Annotated in this window: 23 protein-coding genes and 2 pseudogenes; 16 read left to right on the forward strand and 9 right to left on the reverse strand. The window is 64.4% G+C overall.

Features of this window, described 5'->3' with window-relative positions; genetic code table 11:
- Positions 1–14 precede the first annotated feature (14 nt).
- Genes E4Q23_RS11430 through E4Q23_RS11445 form a run of 4 tightly spaced genes read left to right on the forward strand, consistent with a single transcriptional unit; the run spans position 15 to position 5,959 of the window.
- Positions 15–623: a nucleotidyltransferase domain-containing protein gene (locus E4Q23_RS11430; protein ID WP_169066756.1), complete on the forward strand. Its 609-nt coding sequence runs from the start codon at positions 15–17 to the stop codon at positions 621–623.
- Positions 577–999: a DNA-binding protein gene (locus E4Q23_RS11435; RefSeq protein ID WP_169066757.1), complete on the forward strand. Its 423-nt coding sequence runs from the start codon at positions 577–579 to the stop codon at positions 997–999. Before E4Q23_RS11430 ends, E4Q23_RS11435 begins: the two co-directional genes overlap by 47 nt.
- Before the next feature lies 1 nt (position 1,000).
- Complete coding sequence (locus E4Q23_RS11440; RefSeq protein ID WP_169066758.1) at positions 1,001–4,930, forward strand: hypothetical protein; 3,930 nt, start codon at positions 1,001–1,003, stop codon at positions 4,928–4,930.
- Positions 4,931–5,959, forward strand: a complete 1,029-nt coding sequence (locus E4Q23_RS11445; protein WP_169066759.1) for an ATP-binding protein — start codon at positions 4,931–4,933, stop codon at positions 5,957–5,959. It begins immediately after the preceding gene.
- Positions 5,960–6,046: 87 nt separating this feature from the next.
- Here E4Q23_RS11445 and E4Q23_RS11450 read toward each other — a convergent pair whose 3' ends face one another.
- The 4 genes from E4Q23_RS11450 to E4Q23_RS11465 are packed head-to-tail and all read right to left on the reverse strand — an operon-like array spanning position 6,047 to position 8,820.
- Complete coding sequence (locus E4Q23_RS11450) at positions 6,047–6,457, reverse strand: DUF2784 domain-containing protein (protein ID WP_169066760.1); 411 nt, start codon at positions 6,455–6,457, stop codon at positions 6,047–6,049.
- A 26-nt stretch (positions 6,458–6,483) separates the two neighbouring features.
- Complete coding sequence (locus tag E4Q23_RS11455; protein WP_169066761.1) at positions 6,484–6,891, reverse strand: RNA-binding S4 domain-containing protein; 408 nt, start codon at positions 6,889–6,891, stop codon at positions 6,484–6,486.
- Positions 6,892–6,916: 25 nt separating this feature from the next.
- Positions 6,917–7,483 (reverse strand): response regulator transcription factor, encoded by a 567-nt coding sequence (locus tag E4Q23_RS11460; protein WP_169066762.1) that lies wholly within the window; start codon positions 7,481–7,483, stop codon positions 6,917–6,919.
- 20 nt (positions 7,484–7,503) lie between these two features.
- The gene (locus tag E4Q23_RS11465; RefSeq protein ID WP_336511674.1) at positions 7,504–8,820 is read right to left on the reverse strand and encodes an ATP-binding protein; all 1,317 of its coding nucleotides are present in this window, start codon (positions 8,818–8,820) and stop codon (positions 7,504–7,506) included.
- 438 nt (positions 8,821–9,258) lie between these two features.
- Here E4Q23_RS11465 and E4Q23_RS11470 point away from each other — a divergent pair, with 438 nt between their 5' ends.
- Genes E4Q23_RS11470 through E4Q23_RS11480 form a run of 3 tightly spaced genes read left to right on the forward strand, consistent with a single transcriptional unit; the run spans position 9,259 to position 11,709 of the window.
- On the forward strand, positions 9,259–9,549 hold the full coding sequence (locus E4Q23_RS11470; RefSeq protein ID WP_169066764.1) for a FeoA family protein: 291 nt from the start codon (positions 9,259–9,261) through the stop codon (positions 9,547–9,549).
- Positions 9,546–11,444: a ferrous iron transporter B gene (gene feoB / locus E4Q23_RS11475; protein WP_169066765.1), complete on the forward strand. Its 1,899-nt coding sequence runs from the start codon at positions 9,546–9,548 to the stop codon at positions 11,442–11,444. The genes E4Q23_RS11470 and feoB overlap by 4 nt, the downstream gene beginning before the upstream one ends.
- Complete coding sequence (locus tag E4Q23_RS11480; RefSeq protein WP_169066766.1) at positions 11,437–11,709, forward strand: DUF6587 family protein; 273 nt, start codon at positions 11,437–11,439, stop codon at positions 11,707–11,709. The genes feoB and E4Q23_RS11480 overlap by 8 nt, the downstream gene beginning before the upstream one ends.
- Before the next feature lie 39 nt (positions 11,710–11,748).
- On the opposite strand, the gene cyaY is transcribed toward E4Q23_RS11480, so the two are convergent.
- Positions 11,749–12,069: an iron donor protein CyaY gene (gene cyaY / locus E4Q23_RS11485; RefSeq protein ID WP_169066767.1), complete on the reverse strand. Its 321-nt coding sequence runs from the start codon at positions 12,067–12,069 to the stop codon at positions 11,749–11,751.
- A gap of 36 nt (positions 12,070–12,105) precedes the next feature.
- Between cyaY and lptM the strand changes: the two genes are divergently transcribed.
- Both lptM and lysA read left to right on the forward strand, forming a co-directional pair.
- Entirely contained in the window at positions 12,106–12,282 is a 177-nt protein-coding gene (gene lptM, locus E4Q23_RS23840) for an LPS translocon maturation chaperone LptM (RefSeq protein ID WP_248595392.1), read from the forward strand.
- Positions 12,279–13,559, forward strand: a complete 1,281-nt coding sequence (gene lysA, locus E4Q23_RS11490; protein ID WP_169066768.1) for a diaminopimelate decarboxylase — start codon at positions 12,279–12,281, stop codon at positions 13,557–13,559. The genes lptM and lysA overlap by 4 nt, the downstream gene beginning before the upstream one ends.
- Positions 13,560–13,622: 63 nt before the next feature.
- Here lysA and gpmI read toward each other — a convergent pair.
- Positions 13,623–15,264: pseudogene (gpmI, locus tag E4Q23_RS11495) on the reverse strand (2,3-bisphosphoglycerate-independent phosphoglycerate mutase).
- A gap of 229 nt (positions 15,265–15,493) precedes the next feature.
- Positions 15,494–16,228, reverse strand: coding sequence for a hypothetical protein (locus E4Q23_RS11500; protein WP_169066769.1), 735 nt, complete (start codon positions 16,226–16,228; stop codon positions 15,494–15,496).
- Positions 16,229–16,743: 515 nt separating this feature from the next.
- Between E4Q23_RS11500 and E4Q23_RS11505 the strand changes: the two genes are divergently transcribed.
- From E4Q23_RS11505 to E4Q23_RS11515, 3 genes are all read left to right on the forward strand, one after another.
- Positions 16,744–19,470, forward strand: a complete 2,727-nt coding sequence (locus E4Q23_RS11505; RefSeq protein WP_169066770.1) for a cation-transporting P-type ATPase — start codon at positions 16,744–16,746, stop codon at positions 19,468–19,470.
- 32 nt (positions 19,471–19,502) lie between these two features.
- Positions 19,503–19,919 (forward strand): hypothetical protein, encoded by a 417-nt coding sequence (locus E4Q23_RS11510; RefSeq protein ID WP_169066771.1) that lies wholly within the window; start codon positions 19,503–19,505, stop codon positions 19,917–19,919.
- 108 nt (positions 19,920–20,027) lie between these two features.
- Complete coding sequence (locus tag E4Q23_RS11515) at positions 20,028–20,483, forward strand: YaiI/YqxD family protein (protein ID WP_169066772.1); 456 nt, start codon at positions 20,028–20,030, stop codon at positions 20,481–20,483.
- A 21-nt stretch (positions 20,484–20,504) separates the two neighbouring features.
- Here E4Q23_RS11515 and E4Q23_RS11520 read toward each other — a convergent pair whose 3' ends face one another.
- The gene (locus E4Q23_RS11520; RefSeq protein WP_169066773.1) at positions 20,505–21,845 is read right to left on the reverse strand and encodes a TRAFs-binding domain-containing protein; all 1,341 of its coding nucleotides are present in this window, start codon (positions 21,843–21,845) and stop codon (positions 20,505–20,507) included.
- Positions 21,846–22,077: 232 nt separating this feature from the next.
- Positions 22,078–23,193 (reverse strand): hypothetical protein, encoded by a 1,116-nt coding sequence (locus E4Q23_RS11525; RefSeq protein ID WP_169066774.1) that lies wholly within the window; start codon positions 23,191–23,193, stop codon positions 22,078–22,080.
- A gap of 84 nt (positions 23,194–23,277) precedes the next feature.
- On the opposite strand from E4Q23_RS11525, the pseudogene E4Q23_RS23845 reads away from it, so the two are divergent.
- From E4Q23_RS23845 to E4Q23_RS11545, 4 genes and pseudogenes are all read left to right on the forward strand, one after another.
- Positions 23,278–23,594: pseudogene (locus tag E4Q23_RS23845) on the forward strand (type II toxin-antitoxin system RelE/ParE family toxin).
- Complete coding sequence (locus E4Q23_RS11535) at positions 23,594–23,911, forward strand: DNA-binding protein (protein ID WP_423753342.1); 318 nt, start codon at positions 23,594–23,596, stop codon at positions 23,909–23,911. The pseudogene E4Q23_RS23845 and the gene E4Q23_RS11535 overlap by 1 nt, the downstream one beginning before the upstream one ends.
- A gap of 25 nt (positions 23,912–23,936) precedes the next feature.
- Entirely contained in the window at positions 23,937–24,170 is a 234-nt protein-coding gene (locus E4Q23_RS11540) for a hypothetical protein (RefSeq protein WP_169066776.1), read from the forward strand.
- A gap of 264 nt (positions 24,171–24,434) precedes the next feature.
- A complete protein-coding gene (locus E4Q23_RS11545; RefSeq protein WP_248595393.1) occupies positions 24,435–25,868 on the forward strand; it encodes a DEAD/DEAH box helicase in 1,434 nt (477 codons plus the stop codon).
- The last annotated feature ends 58 nt before the right edge of the window (positions 25,869–25,926 follow it).

Raw genomic sequence — 25,926 nt, forward strand, 5'->3', positions numbered from 1 at the left:
AAACGGCTACAACCATGCTCAGCTCACTTCTCTTCGGCGAATACCGCCAGAAAGTGCTCGCCCGCTTGCTCCTGCACCCGGAACAGCGTTACCACGTGCGCGAAATCGCCCGCCTGACCGGCACCAGTGCCGGTACCTTGCACAAGGAACTCACACGCCTCGCCCAGGCAGGCGTGCTTACCCGGGAGGAGATTGGCAACCAGGTGCGCTACGGCGCCAATCGGCAGTGCCCCATCTATGCGGAACTGGCCGGCATCCTGCGCAAGACGGCCGGACTCGCCGATGTGTTGAAGGCAGCCTTGTCCCCCTTGAGCGAAAAGCTTGCCCTGGCACTGGTGTTCGGTTCCGTGGCGCGTGGCGACGAAGGACCGGGCAGCGATGTTGATGTCTTGTTGGTAGGCGAAATTGGCTTCGCCGAGGCAGTACGAGCGCTGCATGAAGCCCAATCCAGTATCGGCCGGGAGATCAACCCGGTAGTTCTGTCGCCCGCCGAGTTCCACAACAAGCTGAACGGCGGCGACGCCTTTCTGGCCGAGGTTCTGGGCGGGAAAAAGATATTTCTGATTGGAAACGAGGATGAGTCTGGAAAACTTGCTGGCGATCCAGCGTCTGGTTCGGCATGAGGCCGGGCGCGCCGCCGTTCTCAAGTTACTGGCGGCGGCGGGACGCAATCTCGCCGACGCCAGGGTTGCGGCGATCAGCGCGGAGAACCGCTTCGATGCTGCCTACAAAACCATCCTGCAATGCGCGATGGCCGCCCTCGCGGCCAAAGGCTACCGCACCTCGACCAGCCAGCCAGGCCACCACCAGACCGCCATCCAGACGCTCCCGCTGACCTTGGCCGTGGACAGCGCCACCGTGATCGTTCTCGACGCACTGCGCAAGCAACGCAATCTGACCGACTACACCGGCGACGGCGTGAACGATGCCCTACTGGCAGAATGTCTCGCGCAAGCTGAGGCCTTGTTGCGCCACGCCCATGCCACCCTCGGAGATTGACATGCCCCTGATCGAAAACACTGCGCCAACGCTGGCGCGTTCCTTGAGCGATCTGTTGGGGCCTGCACTTCCCGGCAGCATGGCGTTCATTCGCTGCCTGCCCGGCGAGGTCGCGCGAGAACTGGCGGCAGACGAACGCTTTGCGGTCCAAGGCTGGCAGATCGCCTTGGTCAGCCATGCTACTAAGGACGCGGCCACTCGCTCGATCACCGCCGACAAGGCAGTGGAGTGGCGCGAGGATAAAGCGGAAGCGGTGCTCTTGCTGGTGGACGCCGTCCATGCTGGAGCGGGTATGGACGGTATCTACAGCGCGGCACGGGAGATTATCGAGGCAGAACTGTTCGCCAAAACAAAGGCCTTGGCGCGCGACAAACTGCCGCACGGCGGCAAGAGTTTTGCCGACAAGGCCCTGTCCAAAGCGCGCCGGCTGGCGCGTAACAAAGCCTTGTCACCCTGGCGTGAGTTCGCCTATTTGTGTCGTGGGGCTCGGCGCCTGGAGGATTTGGGGGCGGCCTTGCCGGAGATCGGCCTGTGGCCGGTGGCGGTTGACGGCAAGCCAGACGACGGCGATCTGGAGAAGTCGGCGCTTCTGGTGGAACGTCTGCTGGCCCGCCAGGGCAACAGGCAATCGGCGGAAGCGCGGGTCGACGGCCTGCAACTGCCGGTGGCGGATGCAGCGGTCGGGCGTGGGTTGGCGGAGTTCCTGCGTGCGGCGGACAGCCTTTCCCGGCTGGACGCGCTGGCCCGCCTCGAAGAGCAGGAATCCCTCTGGCTCAACCGTTTGCGCCCTGGTCTATTCGATAGCCAGAGCTTGCAGTCCATCCGTTGGGTCAATTGGCGCCAAAGAAACGGCAGACCGTACCAATGGTCCGGCCTGGCTGTGGATGACGATAACCGTCTGACTTTCAAGCTGGCGCTCGTGGACAATCCTCAGCAGCGAGTCCGGCTGGAAGTGCGCTGGGAGGTCGAACCGGCCACCCTTGCCAAAGGCGCCGTGGACTACATCGTTGACATCCGTGCTGGTGGCGACGCGCTGGCGGAAAAAACCGTCACCCATGCTGGCCGAGGGCTGCAGAAGTGCGTGTTTACTCAGGACGATTTCGGCGATCTCGAAGGAAACGAGCGCTTCGAAGCGGAGGTGACCATTCGGGCGCTGACGGCCGAAACCTCGCGGGAAGGCGATGCTGAAGCAGGCTCACACCAGGTGGTCAGCGAGGATTTCATCCTGTGCTTCGGCGTCACCAGCCAAGCAGCCAAATCCAGCGCCGGAAACGTTTTCCCCAGCCTCGCATTGGCCGCCATTCAGGTGGCGAAAGACGACGAAACATTCCAACGGCTCGCCGACAATCCAGATGACAGGCAGACGTTCAGCGCCGACAGAAAAGGCTACATTGCCTGCCGGGTGGACGGCAAGGCGGCGCGCGTGCTGTGCCCGAAGCTGCTGCTCGACCTGGCGGCCGATTGGGCAGTGCAACAGGGCAATCCGGGGCGCTGGCAACTGAAGGTCAGGGCGGATGGCTCGCCGGACGGTGAGCCTGTTTTTCTTCCCTTTGGTCCGGCCGGTGACAGAGTGGGAGAACGTTTCGCCAGAGCCTCGCGCGATTTCTGCAGTTGGTTGCTACGTTCCAGCCTGGGTCCGCTGGCAGTGCTCTACAACGACCGCCCGGTGTTCAACGAGTACGTGAATGCCGCCACCGCCTGGTGGGAGGGGGCTTCCGCGCGCGCGACGCAGATTCACACCCTCGAAGTTGTTGGCGTCAGCGGCAAACGTATCGGCCTGATCGTCTTGCCCACACATCCGCTGCGCGTCGCGTGGCAACAGGGATTCGACATGCTGGTGTGGCGTCACCGATACGAGGAAGGAACGCCGCCGATCAAGGTGGCGAAGCTGCTGGGCTCGCTGATCGGCGCCCATTATCCGGCGATGTTGCCGGGTTTCGCACAGGGCGAAGCCTTTGTTTTCGCCGACAGCCTCGGTTTTCATACCGTGGCGATGACCGCTACCGACGATCCGGAGCCCAAGGCTACCGTCGCCCTTCTGTCCCGCCTGCTGGGCGATGGCGATGCCAAGAGCGAGGAGTTGATGGCACCCTCGGTAGGCCGGAGCGCATCCGAACTGCTGGGCGAAGAAGTCGCGCGCTATCTCAATTTGCACCCGGAAACCCGGCGCGTGCATGTGCACGCCCTGCGCCCCGGCGATGCCATGCCTGCCGCGCGTGCCCTGGGCTGCGCCTTGCGCGAGGTGGAAGCAACAGAAGTTGACGAAGAGGGCGAAGCGCGCGAAGAGGTTGTAAAACGAGCTTTTGTGCTTGATCTTTACCCTGCCGATGGGCGAACCAGCATGCTGGGGCGCTTCCTGGCGGCTACTGCACAACGCCGACGCAGCGGCGCTGGTGTGGTACCAGAGGAGGATCGTTGGCTGCTGGACAGCGTCACCCGCCCGGGTGGCGTAAACCTGCCACGCCTGGCATGGGCGCGGCGCGATAGCGAAACCCCGACCACTCCGGCGCATCTGGCTTTGGCCTTCGACATCTTTACCACTCACGTTGAATGCGTGCCAATGACCAGCGTGCCCAATGGCGCGCTGGAGGTCCATGGTCTGGCCTTGACTCCGGACCGACGTTTCGAGGCCGCCCCAGTGCCGCGTTGGCGATCGTCCATCTCACCCATGCCGGAAGGCGAGAAGCATCCGGTGGCACGCGGATTTTCCGAGAGACTGGTCAAGGCGCATTCGGCCTTGCTGCGCTGCGTTGCCAAACGCATGGGCGCAGGTGATAACGACTGGCCGGTGTTGATCACGGAAGTCTCGCCGGACCGTAGTGAAATGCTGGCAGCCCTACACCGCCTGTGTGATTGGGTGGTGACGGTGGACCGGCATGCCGGCGTCGAGTATTTCGATTCTCCGCGCGACCTGCCGAGCCTGTACGAGGCGTATCTGATCGACTGCGTGCCGGAGCGTGACGACCTGGGTTTTCTGCAGCTCATTACCTCCACCAGTTCCCTGGATGAGATTGTGCGCCTGCTGGACACCGCCCTGGGCGAAATGGGCTTGTCGGCAAGCCCTCGTAACTGCATCTTTCTGCTGGATGCGCTGAAAGCGCTCAGCGGCCGCCTCGCCTTGCGCCTGACGCAATCGGGCTCGGTGGCGCAGGAAATGGTGGCATTGGCGCTGACGCAAAACCACTGTGCGCTTGGCGGCGAAGAGGGTGCGCCATGGTTGTCCCTCAAGGAGGGATTTTTCGTTCCTCTCGACGACGTGCCGGAATTGTTCCGCCCGGTTGGTGAGAACAAGGAGAAGGATGCCAGTGGGCAGCGCGCCGACTTGCTGTATGTAACGGCGGCTCGGCGTGGCGGGTTGAAATTTTCGTTCGTGGAAGTGAAGTTCCGCCGCTACCTCAAGACCGCCCGCGCGCTCGATTTGTTGAGCATCATCGAAAGCCAGCTCGATGCGTCCTGCCAACGCTGGGAAAAGCTGTTTGGACCGGACACCGCGCTGCTCGAAAAGACCGTGCAGCGCGCCCGTCTGGCGCGGGTGTTGCGCTTCTACGCGCGCAAAGGGCAACGGCACACGCTGACCGACGAAGCCTTCGAGTTCATCGAAAGGGAACTCGTAAAGCTGGCGCGTGAAGGTACCGCTTACGCGCTGCCGGCTTTGTTCGACCTCGATCGGGCCAAAGTAGGTTTCGTCTTCTGTCCCGAATATGGCGGCACCACGCCGGTAGCAATTGGCACGGATATCTGGTTGTTTGGCCCGGCGCGTCTACCTGAGACACAGCGTAGCGCAATGCCCTTAGGGGAGGGGATCAGTTTGCTTGAGGCGACTACGCCGTTGGCGGTGCAGGATGAAGCGAACGCCGTGGAGCAGCTCTCGCCGCCAGACCTTCTCCTGACCTCTGGAGACAATCTGGCAGCGGCACCGAAAACCGTCTAGTTGCTGCTCGGTCAGCGCGATGGGAGCGATGAGCCGGTGCGTTGGCCAGTGAGCATCCAGGGCAATCCACACTTGCTCATCGTCGGCCTGCCTGGCATGGGCAAGACTACCTGCCTGATCCAGCTGTGCCGACAATTGATGGAATCGGGGATCGTGCCGATCGTGTTCTCCTACCACGAGGATATTGACGAGAAACTCGGCGCCCTATGGGGCAATGCGCTGCACAGGGTGAGTTATGCCGGGCTCGGCTTCAACCCGTTGCAAGTGGTAAGTGATGCGCCGCTGGCCTACATGGACAACGTTACCTTGCTGCGTGACAACTTCGCGGCGATCTTTCCGGATCTGGGCGACGTGCAACTCGGTCGCGTGCGCGAGGCGATCAAGCAAAGTTACGCCGACCGCGGCTGGGCCTTGGGCAAGCGGGGAGAAATTCCCGCCTTTGGCGCGTTTTATGAGCTGCTCAAAGCCGACGCCAAACCGGACAAAGGACTGATGACTCGGCTGGCAGAACTGGCGGATTATGGGTTGTTCGAAGCCACTGCAGGTGCGCCAAGTCTTCTCGACAGTTCCACTCCCGCTTTGGTACAGATCCACAGCTCGCAAAATGAAGTGCTGCAACGAGCGTTTTCGACCTTTGTTCTGCACAACCTTTATCAGTCGATGTTCAGGCGCGGCACGCAGAACCGAATCACCCACGCCGTGATATTCGACGAGGCACACCGCGCCGCGCGCTTGAAGCTGATTCCAACCATGGCCAAGGAATGCCGCAAGTACGGGCTATCCTTCGTCGTAGCCTCGCAAGAGGCGAAGGATTTCGACCCTTCGCTGTTCACCGCAATCGCCAACTACCTGGCGCTAAGAGTTAGTGAGCCTGATGCCAAGCTGATGGCGAAAATCTTCGCGCCGTCGGACAAGCTGACGCTATACACCGACCGGATCAAACAGATGGCCAAGTTCAAGGCGTGGTTCTATTCGGAAGGGATGCGCGCGCCAACGCCCGTTGCCCTGGGCAATACCCAACACGATTGAACACAGCCTTCATCCTGCTTTCAGCCTTGGGACCGGCCTGCCAGACCAAGCCATCGTGCCTCGTGATCCAACTGTGGCGGTTTTTTTCTATGGCGCTGTGGTCTTCTGCCCGCCAACTCCCTCGCCGACAGCTGGCGATCGTCGCCAGCGATACAGCAGCCAGCCGTAAATACCGAGGTTGACGACGATCACCACCGCCGCCAGAACGAACTGAATGTCGCGGGTCAAGCCGACGGGATAGATGATCGGCAGCAGGTAGTGCTCGATGAAGCTGCCGGCGTAGCCGGCCTCGCCGGCGGCTTGCCGCCAGGCATTTTCCAGCGGCGTCAGCGGGCACATGCCAGCGCTGATTTCGATGAAAGCTCCCCAGCAGGCGGCCGGAAGATGGAGCACTGCGAGCCTTGGCCAGAGCAGCACCAGACTACCACCAAGAACGACGAAGACGATGAACAGCAGATGCGCGAGGACGACAGCGTCAGCCAGCAGGCGATAGCTCATGGGTTGGCGGCCAGCTTCCCAAGCGCTCAGAAATTATCGGTGAAACCGCGGATCATCCGGCGCGCTTTCTTGGTCGGCCGACCACGCAGATCGCTGCCCGGGACCGGCGCCAGGCGCCGGGCCTCCTGCTGCGCCAAGCGGCGCGCGCGGCTGTCCTCGGTTTCCTCGTAGAGCCGCTGCGCTTCGACGGCCGGGCGGCGCTGCGCGTTGAGGCCACGCACGACGACGCTCCAGACGCTGTCGCCGACGGCGATTTCGAGGCTCTCGCCGACGTGCAGCTCGCGCGCGGCTTTTACAGCTTGCCCCGCGAGTCTGACGTGGCCGGCAGCAAGCGCCTGCGCCGCCAGCGAGCGCGTCTTGTAGAAGCGCGCCGCCCACAACCACTTGTCGATGCGCATCCGCGCCGCGGCGCTGAAATCTGCTGTTTCTGCCATGACGACTCCCTACTCCCCTACTCCCCTACTCTCGAGTGGGCCGCTTGCCGAGCTTGCGCTGCAGCGTGCGGCGGTGCATTTTCAGGGCGCGCGCGGTGGCCGAGACATTCCCCTGCTGCTCGGCCAGGACGCGCTGGATGTGCTCCCATTCAAGCCGATCCACTGACAGCGGCGAGCCGGACACCGCTGTCGCCGAATCGCCTGCGCTGCCCTTGTTGAGTGCCGCGACCACCTGATCGGCGTCACAGGGCTTGGCCAGGTAGTGAATGGCGCCAAGCTTGATCGCCTCGATGGCGGTGGCGATGCTGGCATAGCCGGTGAGCATCACCACGCGCGTGTTCGGATCCAGCTCGATCAATTTCTCGATCAGCACCAGGCCCGACGTCCCGGGCATTTTCAGATCGACGACGGCATATTCGGGCGGCTGCTCGAGGGCGCTGGCGAGGGCTTCATCGACCGTCGCCGCGACGCTCACTGCATAGCCGCGGCGGTTGAGGGCGCGCGCCAGGACGCGACGGAAGACATCGTCGTCGTCCACCAGCAGCAGGGTCGAACGCTCGTCGTCGGGGAGTTTCGGGAGTTTCTCGGTCATCACAGGCATCAGTTCAGTTCTCAGCTTTGCGCTTTCAGTCGGGCCAAAGGCAGGGTGACGCGGGTGCAGGCGCCGCTCTGTGGCGGCTCACGGTTGAAGAGCTCAACCTTGCCGCCGAGGCGCTCGAGCGTGGCGTTGCTCAGGAACAGGCCAATGCCGAGGCCGCCGGCACGCTCGCCGGCGTCGACCTTGGTGGTGAAAAAGGCCTCGCCCTGCCGCTGCCGCGCTTCGGCGTTGAGCCCGGGACCGGCGTCGAGGATCTCGATGCGACAGCGGTCGCCATCCCAGGACGCCGTAAAGCGTAGCACTTCCTGGCTGGCACCGTTGGCGTCGGCGGCGTTATCGAGCAGATTGAGCAGCGCTTGCTCCAGGGTGCGGTCAACGGCGATCAAGGGCGCTGGTTGCGCACCGTGCAGCGTCACGCTGAGCCGCGCGTGCGGACGAATCAGCTGCCAGTCGTCAAGCACGTGCTGCAGGTAGGCATCGAGCGCCAGCGAGCGCAGACTTTCCTCGCGCCCCTGACCGGAAGAGGCGAGAATCTGCGAAATCGTCTGCTTGCAGCGATCGACCTGTTCGCGCAGCAGCAAGAGGTCCTCGCGCAACTCGGTGTCGCCGCTGCCATGGTTGAGCTCAAGCTCGCGGATGACCACCGCCATCGTCGCCAGCGGCGTCCCCAGCTGGTGCGCCGCGCCAGCGGCGAGGGTGCCCAGCGAGAGAATCTGCTCGTCGCGCAGAACGGCTTCGCGGACCACGGCGAGTTCGCGTTCACGCTGCTTGAGCGCTGCCGCCATGCGCGTCAGGAAAAAGGCAACGACGCCGACGCTGATCACGAAGTTCAGCCACATGCCGAGAATGTGCAGGGCAAAGCCGCTGCTGTGGATGGCGTGTTCGCTGGCGCCGCCGGTGGCACGGGCGAGCAGCGCGTCGAACTGGGCGAGATCGCCTTGCGGTGGCGGCAGCGGCAGCTTCCAGAAGATCAGGAAAGTGTAGGCAGCCAGCGTCATCGCCGCCATGGACCAGGCGTAGCGGGTCGACAACATCGCTGCAGCCAGCGTGGGTGGCAGCAGGAACAGCGAAACAAAGGGATTGGCCGAACCCCCGGCAAAATAGAGCAGGACGCCAAGGGCAGCGACGTCGATCGCCAGATGGGCGAAGACTTCGCCTTCGCTGGCCGCAGCACCGCGGGCCAGGCGCCAGCGGGTGAGCAGATTGACCGCGGCGAGCAGGGCGATGACCGCCATCATCGGTGCGACGTCGAGGGGGATCTTCAGCCACGCCACCGCCAACAGCAACACCACGGCTTGCGTCAGCACTTCGATGCGCCGCAGCACGAGCACGCGCGCCAAAGGATTCGCGCTGCCGGACACGAAAGCCGGTGCCCGCTCTTGCTCCTCTCCTGGCTGCTCCTGAAAGGCTGGAAACATCGTTGTTGGCGGCGCTAGCGAGCGGTCGAAAGCAGCAATTTTACGCCTTGCCTCTTGTCCTTGCCGAGACTGCGGCGATCTGCCGCAGGGAGGTCACGGCCATCGCCGCTTGTCGCCAGCCTGCGCATACCTCCGCCGGCGACAGCGAAAGCTGCGAAATAACCACGCCAGGGCATTTCGTTGCGAATGATTCTCATGTATATTGCAAGCCTGTGCACTCGGGCTCTTGTCGCTGGTGCACTGCACTGACAGCGACAACGCCCCGCAGAGGCCAGACCTGACTGTCTTTTTTTGAACGCTGGCAAGCGTTCGCAGCGGTATCGATGCACTAGCCGGAAGGTGGCAGACGACATGAATGGCCCATTGGAATTGATTTCCCTTTTCGACCTTCCGCGGGGTCACGAAGGTACTGTAAGCAGCGGCGACCTGGCCACCGCTGGCGATGCTGCCGAGCGTGAGCTGGCGCTGCGGCTGTACGAAATCGGCTTTGTCGACGGTGAGCGGGTGCGCGTCGTCGCGCGCGGCTTCCCGGGAGGCGAGCCGATCGCGGTACGCGTCGGCAGCACGATTTTCGCCTTGCGTCGCTTCGAAGCCGAGCGCGTACTGGTCGCCCCACTGCGTAACGGGAGAGCGACGGCATGAGCAGCGCCAGTGAAGCCATGAGCCTGGTCCTGCTGGGCAACCCGAACTGCGGCAAGACGGCCCTCTTCAACCTGCTCACCGGCAGCCGGCAGAAGGTCGCCAACTATCCTGGCGTCACCGTAGACCGCAAGGAGGGGCTGCTGACGACGCCAGCCGGCCGACCGTTCCGTATCCTCGACCTGCCCGGCGCCTACAGCCTCAACGCCGTCAGTATCGACGAGGAGATCACGCGCGATGTAGTTCTCGGCACGCTCGCCGGCGAGCAACGCCCGGACATGATCGTCTGCGTCAGCGACGCCACCAACCTCAAGCTCAACCTGCGCCTGGTGCTGGAAGTCAAACGTCTGGGATTGCCAATGATGCTGGCGCTGAACATGACCGATCTGGCCAAGAAGCGCGGCATCACCATCGACGTCGCCGCCCTGCAACGCGAGCTCGGCATGCCGGTAGTCAATACCGTCGCCGTCAGACGCGGTGGCGCCAGCGAACTGCTGGCCCAGCTCGAAGCGAGCGTACCCATGACGCTGCCTCACACCGCCGCCGAGCTGCCGCCACCGGCCGCCTGGCTGGCCCCCGATGTCGCCGATGTCAGCGCCACGCAGCGCGAAGTGCGCCGCATTCTCGCCGCCAGCGTCCGCGAGCCGGCGATCGACACCCGCTTCGACGAACGCATTGATCGCGTCGTCCTGCACCCGGTGTGGGGACTGCTGATTCTGGCGGCCACGCTTTTCCTGATGTTCCAGGCGGTATTCAGCTGGGCCAGCCTGCCGATGGAGATGATCAGCGCCAGTGTCGACGCCTTTGGCGCATTCCTCAGCGCCCACATGCCGGAAAGCCTGCTGCGCAGCCTGCTCGTCGATGGCATCGTCGCCGGCGTCGGTGGCGTGCTGGTCTTCCTGCCGCAAATCCTGATTCTGTTCCTGTTCATTCTCGCGCTTGAGGATTCTGGCTACCTGCCGCGGGCGGCCTTCCTGCTCGACCGCCTGATGGGGACCGTCGGCCTGTCGGGGCGTTCGTTCATCCCGCTGCTCTCGAGTTTTGCCTGCGCCATTCCCGGGATCATGGCCGCGCGCACGATCAGCAACTGGCGCGACCGCCTGGCGACGATCATGATCGCCCCGCTGATGACCTGCTCGGCGCGCTTGCCGGTCTATGCGCTGATCATCGGCGCCTTCATTCCGCAGACAACGGTCGGCGTCTTCAACCTGCAGGGCCTGGTGTTGTTCGCTCTCTACGTCGCCGGCGTGGTCAGCGCCATGGCCGTCGCCGCGGTCCTCAAGATGACCGTCAGCAAGGGCCTGCAGCATCCACTGCTGCTCGAACTGCCTTCCTACCGCCTGCCGCACGGCCGCAATCTGCTGCTCGGTCTGCTCGAACGCGCGAAAATCTTCCTGCTCCGCGTCGGCAACATCATTCTCGCGCTGACCGTGCTGCTGTGGTTCCTGTCGACCTTTCCCGGCGCACCGGAAGGCGCTACCGGCCCGGCCATCCAGTACAGCTACGCCGGCATGCTGGGCCAGGCACTCGAAGTGATCTTCGCGCCGATCGGTTTCAACTGGCAGATCTCGATCGCCCTGGTCCCCGGCATGGCCGCGCGTGAAGTCGCCGTCGGCGCGCTGGGTACGGTTTACGCTCTCTCGGCAACGGGTGACGACGTGGCCGGGCAACTCGGCCCGCTGCTGGCAGCCGGCTGGTCGCTGCCAACAGCCTTCTCGCTGCTTGCCTGGTTCGTCTTCGCGCCGCAGTGCCTGGCCACGCTGGCCGCGGTCAAGCGCGAGACCAACTCCTGGCGCTACCCGCTACTGATGGCCGGCTATCTGTTCGCCCTGGCCTACCTCGCGTCGTTCATCACCTATCGGGTGGCGCTGCTCCTTACTGGAGCCGGCCATGCTTGAGGATTTGATCGTGTACGCTGCGGTCGCCTGCGCCGCTCTCTACGCCGGCTGGCGCCTGCTACCGGCAGGCGCCCGTTTCTCGCTTGCCGAGCACACGGCCACCATGGCGCTAAGTCTGGGCTTTGCGAAAGCCGATCCCGAGGCGGTAGCGCTACGCCAACGACGCGCCGCGGCGCGCTCAAAAAGCGCTTGTGGCGGCTGCAGCGGCTGCGCCGGCAAACAAGGAGCGCAGCCCGTGCGCTTCATCAACAAGGGGAATTTGTAGCGTGTTCCTTCGCCACCATTCCCGCAACACAGCCCTACACTAGTCGCGCAGGGATACCCACTCCCCGGCCTGCTCCGAAAGCAGCCTCGAGAGGGCGGTCATCAGGTCCTCGCCGCCGCGGGTATCCTGCCAGCAACTACCGTCCCAGCGGTAGTGAAAACCGCCGGACCGGGCGGCCACCCAGACTTCCTTGGCCGCGTCATGGCGGTTGACGATGATCTTGCCGCCATCGGAAAACTCGATTTCGAGCAAGTTGTCGCCGACCCTTTCAAAGTCCAGATCGGCGCCGCTACGCTCCAGTCCGGCCTCGATCTCCTGCAGCGCTGCGTCGGCAAGCGCGTTGAATTCGCTATCATTCATCCTGTGCTAACATTTCCCGTTTTGGCGATTCGACCTATGCGGCAATATCTCGCGCTGGCTTTGCTGGCAACCCTCGCGCTCGCCGGCTGCGGCAGCAAAGGCGGACTGACGCTGCCCCCGAAAGCGGTGCCCACGACACCGTCGCCAAGCCCGGCAACGGCTGCGAGCGATTCTAGCACGGTGCCCGCGAGCGCCGAGAAAGCGACCAAATGAAGCGCGACGCGATAACCCCGCTGACCCCACTGCCCCCATTCCACAGCAGCAAGGGCGTGTTGCACGCCGAGTCGGTCGCGCTGAGCGACATCGCGAGCGAGTTCGGCACACCGTGCTGGGTCTACTCGCGCCAGGCACTGGAGAACGCACTCGACGAGTTCCAGCACGAACTGGCCGGGCTTGACGCCCTCGTCTGCTACGCCGTCAAAGCCAACTCCAACCTCGCCGTGCTCGACGTCCTGGCCCGCCGCGGCGCCGGCTTCGACATCGTCTCGGCCGGCGAACTGAAGCGCGTCCTGGCCGCTGGCGCCGATCCGCAGCGCATTGTTTTCTCCGGGGTCGGCAAGACCGCCGCCGAAATGGAACTGGCGCTGAACACCGGCATCCTGTGCTTCAACGTCGAATCCGCGCCCGAACTCGAACGCCTGAACGCCGTCGCCGACAGGCTCGGCAAGACCGCGCCGATCAGCCTGCGCGTCAATCCCGACGTCGACGCCGGTACGCACCCCTACATCTCGACCGGCCTCAAGGAAAACAAATTCGGCGTCGCCTACGACGAAGCACGTGCCCTCTACCGACAGGCTGCCGCACTGGCGCACCTCGAAGTCAGCGGCATCGACTGCCATATCGGTTCGCAGCTGCTCGATGCCGCGCCATTTGCCGAAGCCCTCGACAAGCTGCTGGTACTGGTCGATCAGTTGGCCAGCGACGGCATCGTGCTGCAGCACATCGACCTCGGCGGCGGCCTCGGCATCCGTTACAGCGACGCTGATGTACCAACCAGCGTGCACGCCTACCTGCAACCGCTGCTCGAAAAGCTCAAGGGGCGACCCCTGCGCATCCTGCTCGAACCCGGTCGCCGCCTGGTTGGCAATGCCGGCGTGCTGCTCACCCGCGTCGAGTATCTGAAGCCCGGCGAAGTCAAGAATTTTGCGATCGTCGACGCGGCGATGAACGACCTCTCCCGACCGGCCTTGTACGGCTCGTGGCACGACATCGTTCCCGTGGCAGTACGTTCAGGCGACACGGCAAAATGGGAGATCGTCGGCCCGATCTGCGAATCCGGCGACTTTCTCGGTCACGGCCGCGAACTGAAACTGGCCGAAGGCGACCTGCTGGCGATCCTCTCCGCCGGTGCCTACGGGATGGCCATGAGTTCGAACTACAACACCCGCCCGCGCGCTGCCGAAGTGATGGTCGATGGCCAGCATGCGCATCTCGTTCGCCGCCGCGAAAGCGCCGAGGAACTCTACGCGCTGGAGCAGCGCCTGCCCTGACGAAAACGGCCGCCTTGCGGCGGCCGTGTGGACTGGCGACTTGCCCGAGCCAGTGACTCGGCGCTACTTGACGACCAGCAGGCTGTCGTCCCACTTGGCGTGCTTCTCGAAGCCGAGCAGGTTGGCAATCGTCGCCGCAATGTTGGAGAGGCCGGCAGTCTCGCTCGCCTGCAGGCCAAGCTTGCCGCCGGAAACATTGTCGTAGAGGATGAACGGCACCGGATTGAGCGTGTGCGCCGTCTTCGCCTTGAACGAACCATCGGCATTCTTCGCCGGCTGCTTGCTCTTCTTGTCGATCTCGTACATCTCGTCAGCATTGCCGTGGTCGGCAGTAATCAAGGCCACGCCGCCGAGCGCATCGATCACTGGCAGGATGCGCGCCAGTTCCAGGTCAACCGCCTCGATGGCCATCGTCGCGGCGCGGAAACTGCCGGTGTGGCCGACCATGTCGCCATTCGCGAAGTTGCAACGTAGCGTCTTGTACTGGCCACTCTTCAGGGCGGCGATCATCGCGTCGGCAATTTCGGCGGCCTTCATCCACGGCCGCTGCTCGAAGGGCACCACATCGCTGGGCACCTCCTGGTAGGTTTCCCCGTCGAACTTGTTCGAGCGATTGCCATTCCAGAAATAGGTCACATGGCCAAACTTCTGCGTTTCCGAGCAGGCGAACTGGGTGATACCGGCCTTGGCAAACCATTCGCCCATGGTGTCGAGAATGGCCGGCGGATCGACCAGGAAGCGATTCGGCAGCTTGAGATCGCCGTCGTACTGAAGCATCCCGGCGTAGGTCACGCGGGGCACGCGGACGCGATCGAACTTGTCGAAATCGGCGTCTTCGAAAGCGCGCGTGATCTCGATCGAGCGGTCGCCGCGGAAATTGAAGAAGACCACCGCGTCGCCATCATTGATCGTTCCGACCGCAACGCCGGCGCTGCCGATGACGAATGCCGGCAGATCCTGGTCGATGGTGCCGGGGAATTCCACCCGCAGGGCCTCGATCGCGGCAGCCGCACTGTCATATTGCGGGCCTTCACCGAGGACGTGCGTGTGCCAGCCCTTGTCGACCATGTTCCAGTTCGCCTCGTAGCGATCCATGGTGATGTTCATGCGCCCGCCACCCGAGGCGATGCGGGCGTCGAAGCGGTCATCGTTGATCTCGCCCAGGAAAGCTTCGAAGGGCAGTACATAATCAAGCGCGCTGGTCTCGGGAACGTCACGACCGTCGAGCAGGATGTGAATTCGCACCGCTTTGACGCCCTCTTCCTTGGCGCGGACGATCATCGCCCGCAGGTGGTCGACGTGGCTGTGCACATTGCCGTCGGAAAAAAAGGCCGAGGAAGTGCAGCACGCCGCGCCCGCCCTTGACGCTGGCGACAACTTCCTGCCACGCCGCGCCTTGCCAGATCGAGCCGGCGGCAATGGCGTCGGCGACCAGGGAGGCGCCCTGGCTGTAGACCTGGCCGGCGCCGATGGCGTTGTGGCCGACTTCAGAGTTACCCATGTCGTCGTCGGAAGGCATGCCGACCGCAACGCCGTGTGCGCGCAGGGCGATATTCGGATACTTGGCAAAAAGACGATCCAGGGTCGGCTTTGTGGCGGCGGCGATGGCACTGCCGACGTCGGATTTGGCGATCCCGTAGCCGTCCATGACGATGGTTACGATAGGTCCCTGAATGCCAGGGAAAGAAGCAGATTTCTGCAGCATGATGGTGGATTCCTGGGGAGTGGAGAGGTCAGAAGCCAGGTCGCAGGAATCGGGACAAGCGACAAACCCGCGACGTCAGCGCCAGTATACCCCCAAGCCCTGCCGACCGGAATCGACGAGGAGTCGTCGTCGCAACGAGCGCTGACTGGGCCTCTCCCGCCTCCGCCAAGCATGCGCGGCGCGCCGTGGCAGGAGCACGCCGCCCACAGGACAGCAGCGCCGCCAGCACCTACGCGGACGGCCGCAGCCTGATTCGGGTACGCACGCGCTTGAGCTTGATGCGCGCGCGAGTACGGAGGTGCTTTACCTTGGGCTGTGCGCTCGATTTGAGCCGCAGCAAACGCCGGCGTTTGCGCGGGGTGGCAAGCACCAGCGCGATCTTGCCGATCAGCGCCATAAAAACCAGGACCCAGAACAAGGGATACTGAACGACGCGTACGCCGAGCACAAGCAGATCATGCAGCAGATTGGAAGAGCTGGGCAGCGCTCCCTGCTCGGCGTCGCGGACCGCATCAAGCGCCGCGATCCGCCGCCCAAGCTGGGCACTCCTGTCCTGGTTGAACGCCAACACCGTATCGCCATACCCCAGCGACACCTGCCCGCTGCCAGTGCTGACGTGAAAGCCTTCCACGCCAGCCATGGAAAAAGTGACCCGACCGTCCTCGTCGACACGCGCGTCGAGGGCTTCGCTGAGCACTTCGGCAAGCCCTTCCTCCATTCTCAAAACCGCCGCAGCGATCTCGTCTCCCAGGATGGGGGTAAACGGGTCGAGCGGCTCCGTAGGCACAACCACCGCTGCGGCGGAAGCTCCCCGCTGCCGTCTGGCAGTGACGTTGACCACCGCTCGCAGCGCCCGGCCGAGGGGGTCAGCTTGCGCAGGCTTGGCAAAGTCCACGTCCTGGCGCGCATCCGGCGAAGGGTCGACGAACAAGGGGACGGGAGCCGCGCGGTCGACGCCGGGCAAGGACCCGGTCGACCAGGTGCCAGCGCTCACGGCCGCGGGCAACTCGGCAAACGCGTCGCGACTGACAGCGCCGTGCGCTGCCCGATCATAGTCGTCAAGTGGATATGCTGCGACCTGAGTTGCAACAAGGACCGCGGCGAAAAGGCCGAAGACCCCATGCGGTCGCTTGAAAGCTGCCATCATGCCCAGGATCCGAAACATTAGAAACAACCCAAGCAACAACTGTGCCGATATTTAATACAACATTAAATCATAGCGCCTTATTGAAAACCACAAGCACCCGCTTATACGCTGTCAAATATTCCGACACTATCGCCCGGCACCAACCCACAGGTGCTCGGCGACGTGCGCCAACGGATGCGCGACTGCACTGCCACCCCGCCTTGTCCAGGCAACATCCGCGAATACGTGTCCAGGGCTGCTTTATAATCCTCAACACAGCGCTAAACGCGATTCTGAAGAAGGCAGCTGCCAAGACCAGAAGCCCGCGCACCGATAACGGTCAAGGGGGAAAAATGAACGAGAGATCTCGCGAACGGGTCGCCTGGCATTTCATCGCCGCTGACGAAGCGGCGACGCGCTTGCAAGCGAGCTACGACCAAGGGCTCGCCGCAGGCGAAGTTCTCAACCGCCGCGCGCTGCATGGGGAGAACCGGATTACCCAAAAGCCAGGCAAGGGGGCTCTGCTGCGCTTCGCCCTGCAGTTCGTCCAGCCGCTGGTGCTGGTGCTCCTGCTGGCCGGCGTGGTTACTGCCGTCCTCGGCGAATGGGTCGATTCGGGAGTGATCTTTGGCGTCACCCTGATCAACGCGGTGATCGGCTTCATCCAGGAGGGCCGCGCCGAGGATGCGCTGGCGGCGCTGGCGCGCTCGGTCAGCAGCGAAGTCACCGTCCTGCGCGACGGCTGCAAGCAACGTCTGCCATCGACCGAACTGGTTCCTGGCGATGTGGTGCTGCTGGCCGCCGGCGACAAGGTGCCGGCCGACCTGCGCCTGTTCCGCGCCAAGGACTTGCAAGCCATCGAATCGGCACTGACCGGCGAATCGACGGCGGTCGCCAAGCACGGCGACGTGCTCCCCGAAGCCACTGTGCTCGCCGACCGCTGCAACATGGCTTATGCCGGCACGGTGATGATTACCGGCCGCGGCGCCGGGGTGGTGGTCGATACCGGAGACCGCACCGAAACCGGCCGCATCTCGCAACTGATCGCCGAAGCACCGGACCTGACGACGCCACTGACGCGCAAGATGGCGGTTTTCAGCAACTGGCTGCTCATCGCCATCGGCCTGCTGGCGGTACTCACCTTTATCGTTGGCATGTGGCGCGGTTCGTCGGCATTCGAAATGTTCATGGCCGCCGTCGCGCTGGCCGTCGGCGCCATCCCCGAAGGGCTGCCGGCGGCGATGACCATCACCCTGGCCATCGGCGTCGCGCGGATGGCCAAACGGCGGGCAATCATCCGCAAGCTGCCGGCAGTCGAAACCCTGGGCAGCACGACGATCATCTGTTCCGACAAGACCGGCACCCTGACCGAAAACCAGATGACCGTCCGTGAGCTGTACGCCGGCGGCGTGCAGACGACGGTCAGCGGCAGTGGCTACGCGCCCGAAGGCAAACTCGGCGACGGCAGCGAGATTGCTGGCGCCTTGCGCGAGTGCCTGCTCGCCGGCGTACTGTGCAACGATGCCGCGCTGAGCAAGGAAGAGGCCGGCAGCGAAGGCAAGGACCTGCGCGAACACGGCGAACAATGGACGATCGTCGGCGACCCGACCGAAGGCGCGCTGATCGTCGTCGCCCGCAAGGCCGGTCTCGACGAGGCGACGCTGCACAAGCGCTTCCCGCGCCACGACGAAATCCCCTTCGATTCGACGCGCCAGTACATGGCGACAGCCCACGAAATCGACGGCCAGCGCCTGGCATACTTCAAAGGGGCTCTCGAACAGTTGCTGCCGCGCTCGCGGCAGATGCTCGACGCATCAGGAGAGCCGGTGGCGCTACGCTCCGAGGAGATCGAGAACGCGGCGCGCGCCATGGCCAGGGAAGGCCTGCGCGTCCTGGCGATCGCCCGCCTCACCAGCACTACCACAAAGACGCTGCCAGCGCTCGACGAGCACAGCGCCGATGCCGGCCTGGAGTTCATCGGCCTGGTCGGAATGATCGACCCGCCGCGCCCGAAAGCGATCGCCGCGGTGGCCACCTGTCACGCCGCCGGCATCACGGTCAAGATGATCACCGGCGATCACGCCGTCACCGCCCTGTCGATCGCCCGCAAACTCGACATCATCAAGGACGGTGAGACGGCTCTCACCGGCGTCGAACTGGCGGCTTTCGACGATCAGCAGCTGCGCCGGGTGGTTACCGAGGTCAACGTCTTCGCGCGCGTCGAACCCGAGCAGAAGCTGCGCCTGGTCAGGGCGCTGCAGGCCAATGGCGAGGTGGTGGCGATGACCGGCGACGGGGTTAACGATGCGCCGGCGCTGAAGCAGGCCGACATCGGCATCGCCATGGGCCTGGCCGGCACCGAAGTGGCCAAGGACGCCGCCGACATGGTCCTCACCGACGATGATTTTGCCGCCATCGAAGCAGCCGTCGAGGAAGGGCGCGGCGTCTACGACAACCTGGTCAAGTTCATTACCTGGACGCTACCCACCAATTTCGGCGAGGGCCTGGTGATCCTGGCGGCGGTCGTCGCCGGCGCCACGCTGCCGATCACGCCGCTGCAGATTCTCTGGATCAACATGACCACCGCCGTCTTTCTCGGTCTGATGCTGGCCTTCGAACCGATTGAGGCGAATGTCATGCAGCGCAGCCCGCGCCGGCCGGGGACCCCGATTCTCGACAGCGCGCTGGTGTGGCGGATCGTGCTGGTCAGCCTGCTGCTGCTCGCCGGTGCCTTCGGCCTCTTCCTGCGCGAACTGTCGCTCGGCAATCCGCTCGCCGAAGCGCGTACGGTCGCCCTCAACGTCTTCGTCGTCGTCGAAGCGATGTACCTCTTCAACTGCCGCTCGCTGACCCGCTCGGCGCTGCATGTCGGCCTGTTCTCCAATCCGGCCATCTGGTACGGTGTGCTGACCATGGCCGTGCTGCAGGCGCTGCTGACCTACCTGCCGCTGCTCAACCGCCTCTTCGCCACCGCGCCGATCGGCGTTCGCCAATGGCTGGAAATAGCCGCGGTCGGCTTGCTCGCCTATATTGTCGTGGGCGTCGAAAAACGCCTGCGCGAAGTTCGCCAAGCCCACTGATGCCTGCCACTCACCTGAAAGCATCCCGCTCGATGAAACAAATTCTCGCCCTGCTTTCCCTGATCTCGCTGCTCGCCATGACCGGCAGCGGTGCCGCCGCGATGTCGAGCGACAGCGTCGCCCAGGAGATGACTTCGCTGTCGCTCGATCAACCAGTCGCCGCCGACGATCCGGCCGTAGCCAGGGCGCGGGCTATGCTCGAGCAGATCAGCAAGCGCAGCGGTGACGACGCCACGGCCATTTTCGCGGCCTGCCGACGCTACGCCGGCCATCTGCGCGACGCCGCCCACATCAAGGCCAGCCAGCTCGAACTGCTGGCAGCACTCGATACCTATGGCAAGACCGGTCAGTCGATCAACGACACGCTGCAGGCCTATGTCGCCGCACGCAAGGCGGCAGCGGACAAGACGCACGCCGCCGCAATGGCGGCACTCGCCAGGCAGAAGTAGGCTGCAGCCGCGATACGCGCGACAGCGGCAGCAACGGCAAGGGGGATGGCGAAGCGCTGGCCAGCGCTGTCTTTGCCAGCATGGCGGACTTCATGAAAGTGGCAACGAATGCAAATCTGGGTTGACGCCGACGCCTGCCCCGGGGTGATCAAGGAAATCCTCTTTCGCGCTGCGCAGCGGACGCGCATCATGACCACGCTGGTCGCCAATCAAATGCTGCGCGTACCACCCTCGCCTTACATCCGCGCGCGCCAGGTGCCCGCCGGTTTCGACGTCGCCGACCAGCGCATCGTCCAGGACGTGCAGCCCGGCGACCTGGTGATCACCGCCGACATTCCCCTCGCCGCGCTGGTCATCGAACGCCAGGCACACGCCCTGAATCCGCGCGGCGAGTTCTACACCCCGGAAAACATCCGCGAACGACTGACAATGCGCAACTTCATGGAAGAGCTGCGCGGCAGCGGCGTGGACATCTCCGGGCCGGCGGCTTTCAGCCACAGCGACCGACAGGCGTTCGCCGCGCAGCTCGATCGCTTTCTCGCCAGGCCGCACGGGCCGGGCTAACGGTCAGCGCCGCCGCGTCTGTCAGCCGGCCGCGCGCTTGTCGAGTTCGTCCTCGATCACTGCCGCCCAGGCGACTTCATCGCCGCGCGCCGCCCGCGCGGCGCGGATCAAGGCCAGGTTGCGCGCCGTCGTTTCCGGCTCCCACGATTCGCGAACGGCGGCCAGCGCATTGCCGGCAGCCTCCATTGCCGCGTCTTCGTCCTTTTGCAGGACGGCCAGTTCGAGCAGCGTCGCATGGTCCCAGTAGTCCGGAGTGCCGTGCGCCAGGCGTCGCTTGACCGCATAGCCGACCACCGGCAGCAGCTCCAGCCGGCGCGGGTCGGGTGGGTTCTTCAGCTCCATCAGCGTCACCGCGTTGATGCCCGGGTAAGCGTCGCGCCAGTCGGCTTCGAAACCCTTCAGGTAGGTGTCGATCGCCTTGCTCAACGCGCCCTTTGCTTTGAGCAGTTCGTTGGCGTTACGCGCCTCGTCCCAGCGGTCCTTGTACACCCGCCCGAGCAAGCCATTGGTTTCGCTGCTCGCCCCGTGCTCCTTGATCAGCTCGACCAGCAACTCCTCGGCTTCGTCGCGACGCTTGAGACGATTGAGGGCAAAGCCCAGCTGTTCGCGCACCAGCACGCTGCGCGCCAGCGGTGCCGACATTTGCGCCACCAGATCGACCATCGCCTGCCAGTCGCTGAGCGCGCGATACGAGAGAAAGAGATCGATGACCACCCCCGCTTCGAGATCCTGCACCTCGCCGAGAGCACCCGCCGCCTTCTTGAGTGCGTCCTTGCCGGCGCGCCGGGCGTCCGCGAGCTGCTTGCGCGCCTCGACCGCATAGTGCGCGCAATCCCGAAAGACATCGGTTTTCAGGCGGGCGATATCCGGCGCGGTGTAGCCCTCGAGCAACTGGAAAACCGGACTGTCGGCACTCTCGTCTCCGCGCGCAGCCCTGGCGGTTTCGAGCAGCTTGGACAAGGCCTGGCGTGCGCCCTCGACATCGGTCGGCTTGCCGTCCGCGCCCAACTGGTAGGGCAAGGCACGCAAAGGCGCGACGTCAAACGGCATGCGTTCGCTGCCCGCGTAGAGCAGGACGGTGGTCGCAGGGCGAACGCCGTGACGCAAGCCAAGCTCATAGAAGACATTGGCGTTGGCACCGGTGAGGTCGGCGACGGCGAAGTCGCAGAGAATCAGCCGCTCGTACATCGGTTTGTGAATCACCCCGCCGCTGACCTCCTGGTCGGCCCGCAGCGCCTCCATGCCCGCCGCCTCTATCGCCGGGGCGATCAGGTCGTGGTAAACGGCGTCGAAGTCGACCGTGGCCCCGGAGGGAATGGCCTTCTTGCCGAAGGGCATGAGTACGAAACATAGCGGTAGCATCGTTCTTCTCCTTGAAAGAAAGCGCATCAGCAAGCTTGCATCAGGCCGCGTGACCGCTGAAGCACCCGGCGACGTGGATCAGCGCCACGGTAGTCGCGCCAGCGGCGCTCCTTGTCTATTCTGAACTCAGCCACCAGCCTGGCCAAGCGACTCGCGAAGATTCGCGAAGCCGCAGCCGCGATCGCTCTGCCCGGAAAAAGCTGCCAGCAAACCTGAGGTCTGCGCTCAATCCTCAACCCGCCAGGCTCGCTCGATCAGCCAGCGGCGCATCAGCGGCACGCGCAGGACGCATTCCCCCCGCGCTCTCGACGAGCAGCAGACGGCGGCGTAGACGGCGGCGTAGCGAGGCGTACACGCGGGGGTCAGCCGGCGGCGGCTGACGCTCGCTGCCCGCAAAGCGGCGCAGATACTCCCATTCACCCGGCAGCCGGCTCTCGCGCCGCGACAACTCATAAAGGACGCTATGCCCCTTGACGATCGCCTGCGCCAGCGCCTGGTCGAGAAGTGCGGCATCGAGCTCGCGGCGATCGCTGTCGTTAACCAGGTCAATCGCCGTTTCGGCGATCAGCTGCACCAGGTGCGGCCAGCCGCCGGCTTCGGCATGGATACGTTCGATGCCGTCTTCGCCCCAGAAGGCGCTGGCAAAGCGCGGCCGCTGGCGGTCTTTCTCGCACCAGAAACGCGAATGCTGCAGGTCGGTGATTTCGTGGCTGCCGACGAGGCTCCAGGTGATCTGCCGGTGCGACTGAATCGACTCGCGCAGCGTGTCGAGCAGCTCCTGCGGCAAGACGCCTTGGCCGATCTTGTCGTCGATCATCTCGTATTCGTCCAGACCGATCAGCAGGCGACGGTCGTCCTTTTCCAGACTCCGGTTCGCTTCCCCGAGAAAGGCGAACAGTTCGGCCAGGCCGACCGCTTCGGCGGTGATCGGCACTGGCGGCGCCACTGTGCCCAGCGCCTCGCGAATGCGGGTGATCAGCAAGCTGATCAACGACGCAAGCGAAGCAAAGGCCTTGGGGTCCTGCATTGACAGGCAGACCGGCAACACCGTGGCCGGCAGAAAGCCCCCCAGGTTGAGGAGCACCGTCGACTTGCCGGTACGACGCCGGCCGTAGAGGACGATTCCCGGGCAGCCGGTGCTCAACATCACCTGACGTTCGAGCTCGCCGAAAACTTCGAGGCGGGCAACAAAAGCCTCCTGCTCGCGGCGCACCGGATCGCCGGCACGAAAGACCTGCGGAGTCGGTTCGCGATCGCGGCAACGCCTGACTTCCTCGCGCTGCCGACGCGCGATCGCCAGCCAGTTCGTCGCCGCCCGACGAAATTCGCTGGCCAGCGGCTCGTGCAATCCGGCGATGCGATGCGCGAAGTTGTCGACTTTTTTCGTCGTGTTTGCTGGACAAACATTCGCTTATAAGCGAACATAACACTCATGGAGATCGCCCACTACCTCACCGCAGACGGCCATGATCCGGTGCAAGACTGGATGGACGCCGTGCGGGACATGCGGGCGCGGGTGGCAATCCTGCGGCGACTTGAACGGATGAAAGTCGGCAACTTCGGAGACCACAAGTTCTGCCGTGACGGGGTGTGGGAACTGCGTATCGATACCGGGCCCGGTTACGCGTGTACTACGCGCAGGCGGGCGAGACCCTGGTGTTGCTGCTCTGCGGCGACGACAAGCGCAGCCAGCGTTCAGATATCGAACGGGCGGCAGCTTACAGGCAGGACTGGGAAAGGAGGACATGATGAGCGGCAAATCAAGAGCGCATGAGGACGCGACCATCGAGAGTTTTCGCAACGACCCGGTTTTTGCGGCCGAGTACCTCAACGCGGTACTGGCAGACGGCGACCAGGCTGAACTGCTGACTGCCCTGCGCTACATGGCAGCGGCTTTTGGTGGCGTGACCGGATTGGCCGATCAAACCGCGCTGAACGCGACGACGCTGTACCGCACCCTCTCGCCACAAGGCAATCCCGAGTTGCGCAGCCTCACCGCCATTCTCAAGGCGATGGGTATGCGGCTTGCCGTTCAGCCAGATGTCGGGCCGCGATCGGTGGTATAAAAGGCCAGATTTGAAGGAGCAGAAAATGGACGCAGAATGGGTTCTCACCACTCTCACCGACGCCATGGAAGCACTCGAAGAAGCGATCGGCGAACTGGAGTCGGATCCGGAGGCGGTCGACGAGCTGTTGCCACAACTGCTGCCGGCGATATACGCCAAGCTCAATTACGCGTGGAATAGCCGCGAGCTGGGGCCGGAGGCGATTGACAAACTCGACCACGACGAGCTGATCGGCTTTCCGAAGGATTTGCCAATGTAATTGGCGAAACGGTGTTCGTTGGCGTGCTGGCGGAGGCCGACTTCGCCGACGCACGCGCCTTTTTTCGTCACCCTGCGCCAAAGCGTGTATAGTGCCGCCCAGAACTGAGCCGCGTTTCATCCGGTCGGCAGCTCGTTCTCTCGCGGTTGATCCGCCGTCGGCACTTGCCGATCGCCCCGCAGCACACCCATCCCCCTAGTTCCAAGCGCCTGAACCGGCTCTGTTGGCATCATGCCGCAGCAGGTCGTTCACCGGAGATTCACCTTGACCCAATCGTTTTCCGCGCTCGGCCTGTCGGCCGAGCTCACCCGTGTTGTCGCCGAACAAGGCTACACCGAGCCGACGCCCGTACAGGCGCAGGCCATTCCATTGATTCTCGAAGGACGCGACGTCCTCGCCGGTGCGCAAACCGGCACCGGCAAGACCGCCGGTTTCACGCTGCCGCTACTGCAACGCCTGGCCACCATGCCCGCACGCGCTGGCGCCACTGCGCAGCCACGCCAGCGCGTGCGGGCGCTGATCCTGACCCCGACCCGCGAACTCGCCGCGCAGATCGAAGAGAGCGTGCGCACTTACGGCAAGTACATGTCGCTCAAGACGACGCTGATCTATGGCGGCGTGAACATCAACCCGCAGATCGACGCCTTGCGCCGCGGCGTAGACATCCTGGTGGCGACACCCGGACGCCTGCTCGATCACCTGCAGCAGAAGACCGTCGAGCTGTCGAATGTCGAAATCCTGGTACTCGACGAAGCCGACCGCATGCTGGACATGGGTTTCATCCGCGACATCCGCCGCGTTCTCGCGCTGCTGCCGGCGAAACGCCAGAACCTGCTTTTCTCGGCGACCTTCTCGGAAGAAATCCGCAAGCTGGCCGACGGCCTGCTGCACAACCCGGCGATGGTCGAAGTCGCACGCCGCAACGCCGAGTCCGAACTCGTCGCGCAGCGCGTGCACCCGGTCGATAGCTGGTGCAAGCGCGATCTGCTGGTGCATCTGGTGTCGTCGGGCGACTGGCAGCAGGTGCTGGTATTCACGCGCATGAAGAGCGGCGCCAACCGCCTCTCCGAATACCTGTGCAAGGCCGGTATCGAGGCTACCGCGATCCACGGCAACAAGAGCCAGCCGGCGCGCACGCGCGCCCTGGCCGGTTTCAAGAACGGCACGGTGCGCGTCCTGGTGGCCACCGACATCGCCGCGCGCGGCCTGGACATCGAAGAGCTGCCGCACGTGGTGAACTTCGAACTGCCCAACGTTCCCGAAGATTACGTGCACCGTATCGGCCGCACTGGCCGCGCCGGCAGCTCCGGCGAAGCGCTGTCGCTGGTTTGTGCCGAAGAGCGGCCGCTGCTGGCGGCAATCGAGAAGCTGCTCACCCGGCGTATCGAGAAACAGGTCGTCGAAGGCTTCGAGCCGGGCACGACTCCTGCGCCAGCGGTGACCACTCCGGCGCCGCGCGGCAGCCACGACGGCAACCGCCGCGGTGCGGGCCCTGGCCACGACGGACGCGCGCGCGCGCCGGCCAAGGCACCGGCCAAGGCGGCAACGCCACCAACGCGGCCGGGAGCGCCTTCGTCCCCCGCCCGAGCCAATACGAGCGCAGCGCACAACCCACCGCGCGCACCGCAACGTCCGCGCGCGGATGGCGGCGCCGCTACGGCAGCGCTGTTTCGCGGCCCGGCGCGGCGCGGCAGCTGAGGGCGATGGGCGGCGGCCTGGACCGACGCCCGTGCCGACCGTGCCAGCCATGCCACTC

It is taken from the genome of Candidatus Accumulibacter phosphatis, from assembly GCF_012939955.1.
Taxonomy (GTDB): domain Bacteria; phylum Pseudomonadota; class Gammaproteobacteria; order Burkholderiales; family Rhodocyclaceae; genus Accumulibacter; species Accumulibacter delftensis.